This is a genomic window from Erwinia sp. V71 (assembly GCF_965644245.1).
Classification (GTDB): domain Bacteria; phylum Pseudomonadota; class Gammaproteobacteria; order Enterobacterales; family Enterobacteriaceae; genus Erwinia.
This window is the reverse complement of record NZ_CBFFRK010000172.1, coordinates 1-7,245: the sequence shown is the minus strand read 5'-3', so window position 1 is coordinate 7,245 and position 7,245 is coordinate 1. Positions and strand designations below refer to the sequence as shown.

General features: G+C 51.7%; 6 protein-coding genes and 1 pseudogene. 4 read left to right on the top strand and 3 right to left on the bottom strand.

Features of this window, described 5'->3' with window-relative positions:
* The first annotated feature begins 286 nt into the window (after positions 1 to 286).
* Positions 287 to 1,969 carry a methyl-accepting chemotaxis protein gene (locus ACSZO1_RS21125; protein ID WP_437616161.1) on the top strand — a complete coding sequence of 561 codons (1,683 nt, stop codon included), beginning with the start codon at positions 287 to 289 and terminating at the stop codon, positions 1,967 to 1,969.
* 115 nt (positions 1,970 to 2,084) lie between these two features.
* Here ACSZO1_RS21125 and ACSZO1_RS21120 read toward each other — a convergent pair whose 3' ends face one another.
* A complete protein-coding gene (locus ACSZO1_RS21120) occupies positions 2,085 to 3,317 on the bottom strand; it encodes an L-lactate MFS transporter (protein ID WP_437616159.1) in 1,233 nt (410 codons plus the stop codon).
* A gap of 175 nt (positions 3,318 to 3,492) precedes the next feature.
* The gene (locus tag ACSZO1_RS21115) at positions 3,493 to 3,654 is read right to left on the bottom strand and encodes a hypothetical protein (RefSeq protein WP_437616157.1); all 162 of its coding nucleotides are present in this window, start codon (positions 3,652 to 3,654) and stop codon (positions 3,493 to 3,495) included.
* Positions 3,655 to 3,874: 220 nt separating this feature from the next.
* On the opposite strand from ACSZO1_RS21115, the gene ACSZO1_RS21110 reads away from it, so the two are divergent.
* A complete protein-coding gene (locus tag ACSZO1_RS21110; RefSeq protein WP_437616155.1) occupies positions 3,875 to 4,126 on the top strand; it encodes a hypothetical protein in 252 nt (83 codons plus the stop codon).
* A 36-nt stretch (positions 4,127 to 4,162) separates the two neighbouring features.
* Here ACSZO1_RS21110 and ACSZO1_RS21105 read toward each other — a convergent pair whose 3' ends face one another.
* Positions 4,163 to 5,059 (bottom strand): DMT family transporter, encoded by an 897-nt coding sequence (locus ACSZO1_RS21105; RefSeq protein ID WP_437616154.1) that lies wholly within the window; start codon positions 5,057 to 5,059, stop codon positions 4,163 to 4,165.
* Positions 5,060 to 5,242: 183 nt separating this feature from the next.
* On the opposite strand from ACSZO1_RS21105, the gene ACSZO1_RS21100 reads away from it, so the two are divergent.
* Positions 5,243 to 6,130, top strand: coding sequence for a helix-turn-helix domain-containing protein (locus ACSZO1_RS21100; protein ID WP_437616152.1), 888 nt, complete (start codon positions 5,243 to 5,245; stop codon positions 6,128 to 6,130).
* A gap of 905 nt (positions 6,131 to 7,035) precedes the next feature.
* Positions 7,036 to 7,167: pseudogene (locus ACSZO1_RS21095) on the top strand (cupin domain-containing protein); the annotation flags it as partial.
* Between the last annotated feature and the right edge of the window lie 78 nt (positions 7,168 to 7,245).

Sequence of the window (7,245 nt, the reverse complement as noted above, 5' to 3'; positions counted from 1 at the left end):
GATTCAGGCAACCGTCTGTGGTGTTTGCAGAGCTAAGATTGGCGGCTTAGCGTTGCACTTCGGAGTTGAATCCGCCACCAGGGTATTTAATCTGAAATAAGCGTTATTTGACTTAAAGTGCACATGTCTGGCATTGCACTGACACTATGCCGTTGTTTCAGCTAAAGCTGCCTCATTTTTAGCCGATAATTCCTGCGTATTTGAAAGGTAAAAAAGCGCAGTTGAAAGCATCAGGATGAAATTTTCTCAACGAAGATTTTACTATTTTAATATGAGGTGGTAGCGAATGAGTTTTATCAATAATGTCCGCATTAAGCGTATGGTTTTGGCTATTCTGATTTTGTTTACCCTGCTATGGGGAAGTATTTCTGCGTTCTCTCTTTATGCACTGAATAATCTGACGCGTGAAGTTGATTTGACCAATGTGCAGCAGCTTAATGGCGATATCATCAATGGTGCCAGCGAAGCGTATTACCGTGTGACGTTAAGAATGGCATCGCTGATCGCTGAAGGTGACAACGGGACATTTGGCACGATGAATGCGAGTGCAATGCGTGATGCTATCGAGGGGGATGTTGAGTTCCTGCGCAAAGGGCTGGAAACCTTTAAAGTGACAGACCATGCCAATATCAACAGCCAGTCGATCGACGATATTTATAACAGCTCCTGGCAGCTGTACAGCGAAGCTATCGTCCCGATGCTGGAGGCGGTAAAACGCAGGGACAATGCGGGTTACGATAAATTATTCGATGAGAAGTTTGCGCCACTGCGCCAGAAGTTTACTCAGGCGATTGGTGAGTACAATCAGACGATTAGCACCCTGAAAGCGGAAGCGCAGCTGCGTATTCAGTCCTGGGTTTCGTTAAGCCAGACGATGCTGGTGATTGCGATGGTGGTGGGGCTGGTGATTCTGATTGCCACCGATCGCTATCTTGCCCGTCTGATGGGACAGGGACTGGAGAAGGTCAAAGCCCATCTGCAGCGCCTGTCGAAAGGTGAAATGGACAAAACCATGGAGGAACTGGGACGCAATGAAGTCGGCCAGCTGATTCCTTTCGTCAATACCATGCAGGCTAACTGGGTGAAAACGGTCAGCGAGATCCGTCACAGCGCCAGTGAAATCTTCCAGGGCAGCAGTGAAATTGCGTCCGGTAATACAGACCTGTCGACCCGTACAGAAGAGCAGGCATCAGCACTGAGTGAAACCGCCGCCAGTATGGAGCAACTGAGCGCGGTGGTGAAACAGAATGCGGATAATGCCCAGCAGGCCAGTGTGATTGCCAAAGATGCGTCTGTTGCTGCCAGCCAGGGTGGGGAAGTGATGAAAGCGGTTAACTCCAGTATGCATAACATTACCCACAGTTCGCAGAAGATCGCCGATATTATCGGTGTGATTGACAGCATCGCCTTCCAGACCAATATTCTGGCGCTGAATGCGGCAGTGGAAGCGGCCCGCGCGGGTGAGCAGGGGCGTGGCTTTGCGGTGGTGGCGAGTGAAGTAAGAAATCTGGCGCAGCGTAGCGCGACAGCAGCGAAAGAGATTAAAACCCTGATCGATGAGTCGGTGGTGAATGTGCGCAGCGGTTCTGATCAGGTAGAACTCGCCAGCCAGTCGATGGAAAACATCCTGAAATCGGTCACCAATGTGACGGATATTATGGAAGAGATCGCGTCTGCTTCCAGTGAGCAAAGCAAAGGCATCACGCAGGTTGGTGCCGCGATTACTCAGATGGACAGCGTGACGCAGCAGAACGCCGCGCTGGTGGAGCAATCTTCCGCCACTTCCGCCGCGCTGGAAGACCAGGCGAACCATCTGAACAATGTGGTTGCGGTCTTTACGCTGCCACAGGGACTGGGGGGAATGGTGACAGCTACGCGGGACAAGCGCCCGGCCGCGTTGCCGGAAGTAAAATACCTGACGGCAGGATCAAAACCCGCGACAGACAGCGGTGACTGGACATCCTTCTGAGTAAAAAAATAGCGCCTGCGGGCGCTATTTTTATTTGAACAAGTTAATCCGAAGCGGGACCCGGACAGCGCCTTCCCCCATGGTGTGGGGAGCGCTCTTATCGGCCCCCGTACTATCAGGCTTCGCTGTGGTTGTACGTCGCTTTCAGTTTCGCCGGCTGGTTTGGCAGACGAATGGTGGCAGAGAGTACCAGCGAAATCACCAGCAGGGTCATAATCAGGCTGAAGGTAACGGTAAAGCCGCCAAACAGTGAGGCAATCAGTGAACCCATTACGCTGCCGATACCAAAGCCCAGATAAATCACGCCGTAGTTTTTGGTCAGATTGTTCAGACCGAAGAAATCGCTGACCAGTGACGGATACACGGTGATGGTGCCGCCGAAGCTAAAGGCGATACAGGCAATCGAGATAAAGAACGTGGTTTCATTCATGCTGGTGAACAGCAGGATGCTCATTCCGGCCAGTGAAACGACCTGTGCGATAGTAATCACACGGATGCGCGCCATTTTGTCAGACAGGATGCCGAGCACCAGACGGCCACTCAGGTTTGCGATAGCAATAATGGTGACTGCGCTGGCGGCGGTCTGCGCACTGAGATGCACCATGCCTTCGCCGATATCTTTCGCCACGCCAATCACATACAGACCGCTCATGCAGGCAGTGAGGAACATCAGCGCCAGCATCCAGTATTGCGGCATACGCATTGATTCTGCCAGCGAGAAATCACGCGCAGTAGCAACACCCTGCGCACCGTTGGTCTGCTGCACTGGTGCATCCGTCATCATCAGCGCACCGAAGATAATCATCGACATCGCCAGGCCACCCCAGATCAGGAAGGTGCTCTCCAGGCTGTACACGCTGAGCAGGTAGCTGCAGATAAATTTAAAACCGAGACTGCCTAAACCGTAAGCGCCGATAGCACAGGCAGAGATCAGGCCTTTGCGTTCCGGGAACCACTTCACGCAGTTGGAGAGCGTCATCAGGTAACCCGCGCCATCCGCCAGGCCGACCAGCACGCCCGCGCTGAACCACAGCATCAGCAGACTGTCAGAGTGCGCGGTCAGGAAGAAGCCAACCGCCATCAACAGACCGGCGCCGATGGTCACGTTACGCACGCCGAAACGCTCCTGCAGTTTACCCGCAACGGAGGACGCCAGCGCCAGACCCAGGCTCAGCAGACCAAAGGAGAATGCCACCTGGCTTACGGAAGCATCCAGTTTTTGCGACAGCTGGCCGTTGAACAGGCTCCAGGTATAGACCGAACCCAGCGCGAACTGGGTAATGATAGTGCCGACCAGGGTGAGCCAGCGGGTGCGGTTGTGAGGATTCACTGCTGTTTGCGTCTTCATGATTATTCTCCCGTCCGGGAATGCTGAAATTGCAGTCATCATAAGAAAACACGCTAAACAGCAGGGGAATTCGGCATGAACTGACACGGAGACGGAATGAAATGCATGGAGTACGGCATAAACGGCATTGCCGGAGCGCTGAGATGCCGTTTATGCCAGGTGTGGTGCAGATGGGTTAAGGTTTCTGTTGTGATTTCTCCGCGACTGGATACAGCAGTTCACGGATAATCGCCGCCCGTTGCTCCGGGGTGAGCCAGAACACGGAGTGGTGTTGACTGTGTGATTCCTGATGCCAGAGCTGCTGCAACTGGCTGACAAAATGCAATGTGGAATGCATAGCGACCTCCCTGGTAGTTAACGTTAACCAAAGCGTAGGCCGGATAATGCCGAACAAATAGTGACGAGTTCAGCAATAAACAGCCGCTTTTTCGCGCGGGAATGAGCAGAAAACGCGCAGAATAATCTGATAACGATTGCAAATTATTTCAGCAGGGAGGATTGGGCGGCGCTGAACGCGATCTTTTGCCAGGCTTAAAGTCCCAACCACAGGAGGAGATATGAAAGATCGTGCATATGAATCCATTTCAAATGAGGAAGAAGTCTGCTGCCTGATAGGTCAGGCGGTGATTGAACTGAGTGATGCAAACCAGCCCGTGAATAAATCGACACTGTCACTTAAATTACTGTCGATGGCTGACCAGGACACGGATGATGAGAAGGTGATGCTGTACTGGCTTGCCCGACGGGCCATCACCCGGCGGCCTTACCCGCTGTATGAGAGCGCGGTGCGTCAGGCAAACAGCCGCTGATGCAGGTGGCGGGCAGGACGCCCGCCGTAAACCGTTTCACGCCGCGGCTTTGCGCCGCAACAGCATGCCTGGACGGGCAAACATCACGTAATTTCCCAGCAGGATCATGACCAGACCAATCACCGCATTGGCGTGCCAGACGTAACCCTCATACCAGGTCGAAAGCGTGAGCGCCACCAGCGGGAACAGCAGCGTGGCATAGGCCGCCTGGCTGGCGCCGATACGGCCGACCAGCGTGAAGTAAGCACCAAAGCCAATCACTGAACCGAAAATCGCCAGATAGAACAGCGACCCCAGATAACGCACCGTCAGCTCCGGCATAAAGCTGTCGCCGGACGCCAGGCTAATTGCCCCCATAATCAGCGCGCCATACAGCATGGCATAGCTGTTGGTTGAGAGGATCTCGAGGCCACGACGCTGATGGCGTGCGCTGATCATATTGCCCAGCGAGAAGCCGTAAGTCCCCAGCGCACTCAGACCAATCCCCATTAATAAAGACGGGGCTAACTGTGTCGCGGTTAAGTCGTGCCAGAACAGGGCAATGATCCCGCCCACGCCGAGCAGCGCGGCGGGCAGCACATTCGCGTGCGGGCGCTGGCCAAAGAACAGCAGGCTGTTCAGCGCATTGAACAGCACTGACATGGAGAAGATGACCGATTCCAGACCGCTGCTGATCCAGGCGGCGGCGTGATAGAAGCAGAAAAAGTTAAAGCCGAAAACACAGCAGCCCTGCAGCAGACAGAACAGATGATCGCGCAGACTGATACGACGCAGGCGACCGGCGAGCGTCAGCGCCACCAGCATCACCAGCGCGGAAATGAGAAAGCGCCAGAACACGGAAACCGTCACCGGGACAATGCCCTGTTGCATAACGATGGCAATCCAGGTGGTGCCCCAAATCACCACCACCATCATATAAAGTAAGACGTTCACGGCATTCCTCTTTGCGATACAATTTATCGCCAGTATTGCGCTGATTTGCGGGATAAACTTGCAGCCGCTTGTGTCCACTTGCATATTCTTGCGCTTTTTTTATCGGCGGGGTGAACAAGCACTGGTCGACATGCGTCTCACTCTTTACACTGGAAAAATGGTTTCCCTGCACTGCCCGTGATCATGCACAAGCCCTACGATACCTTTGAAAATTTGCGCCAGCATAAAGCGCGTTTGCTTAACAGTGTTTCGCTGACGTCAGGCATTCAGCTGGCGGCGTGGTATAACCGTGAAGACCGCGTCACGCAACAGAGTGACCACCATACTCTCAGCCTTTATCTTAACGACGGGCAGGATACCTGGCATAAAACCGCAGGTGGCTGGCGTAATGGCGGCGCGCCGGATCGTTTTTGTCTGATGCCGCAACAGAGCGAATCAACCTGGGATGTGCGCGGCGATCTGACGTTTGCTCATCTGTATTGCACCGATGCCCACTTGCGTCATCTGGCGGAGCAGATTTGGGACCGTCGCCCGGCCAGCATTTGCCTGGATGAGAAGATCTTCTGCGACGATGCCCGCATTACCCAACTCTACCGCCACTTCCTGCTGAGCTGTGACTGGCAACAGGCGGCGAATCATCTGACGTTAAGCACCGCATCCACCCTGCTGATCACCCATCTGTTACAACACTACAGCAATGTACAGTGGCAGGCACCGCAGGTGCGTGGTGGTCTGGCGCCATCGGTATTGCGCAATATTGTGGCGTGGATTGAGGAGCAGCTGGATGAATCGATCACGCTGGCGGACCTGGCGCAGCAGGCGGGTCTGAGCGAATTTCATTTTGCACGTATGTTTAAGCAGTCAATGAAGCTGGCGCCACACCAGTACGTGATGCAACGCCGGATGGCGAAGGCGGAACAGCTGGTGCGTCAGACGCAACTGCCGCTTACGGATATCGCGCTGGCTTGTGGTTTTAGCTCTGCCAGCCATTTCAGCAACCGCTTCAGAAGCCTGTTCGGTTATGCGCCATCGTTGTTGCGCCAGCAGCAAAGCCGCATGGAGCAGAAATAGAACGACGCGATTCAGCGAATATTATCGGTTTTTTGCGAATATTCTATTCGCCGGGAAAGGAATAGTGTTTATTACGTGTACCATTAAATGAGACTGTTGTTCCATTTATTGGTGTCTCTGCTAATAATATTATATTTAATTTTTATGGTGAATATTATTAATGGGGAATTATCAGGCGAAGGGTAAAAAAATCCCCTTACCTGTGGTAAGGGGTTGCCACTTTGGCCAACACCAGGGAAATCTTGCCAGGTAGATAACCTAGCCAAAAGTATAGGTTGAAGTCATCGTAACTGTTTTATCGGTTGTCGGCAAGAGGTAACTAAATAACTCTCTGCATATATTTTATAAATTTCACCTGGTGGCTGTGGTATACGGGCTTTGCGGCTGAATCGGTTGTTTTTTTGAGCAGAAAGAGGCGAGTGTCCCGTACTGATGACGGCTTAAGGTTTGGTGCCATGAAGGCATAAATAAAAGAGACTATAGTCTCTAATTTGCATGTCTGCCAGACGGGTTAACTGTATCGTTTGTAAATCAGCAATTTGCTTTTTATTGTTACATTTATTGTCTTTCGCATCAGCAACGCTGAAACGATAAATGGAATGATTATTATATATAATTATTATTTATGGCAATAAACACCGCTGTAATGCATTAATGTCTGTGGTCGCCATCCAGCTTTCCTGCCGGATAATCATTTACCCTATTGAAAACGACATCATCCTCTTTAATTTTTTCGCCATAGTTATCCCCGTCAATAACCGAACGTTAACCGTTTATGCCAAATCGCTGCTGATTTTGACGTATTTGTATTGCCGCTGAGCCATTAAGTTAATCAATATTTTCAATGCTTAATTTATGATTTTCTGGTATCGCGTTTTCATTTTCATCCAAAGGGAAATCTAAAAATGAAAGTACAGAAACTGGAGCAACCTGCTGCTATCAAGGTATTAGAGCCATGGGGAAGTGTTGAGGGTATGCCTGGCTCTCCGGCCGTGACATTATCAGGATTACAGAAAATCATTCCGGGTAAGGAAAATGTGGTCGTGACGCAGATTTAGTGGTAGTGGTTGATTGTCAGATACCAGCCGATGATCTTGTCGTGCATCTCTTCAGAC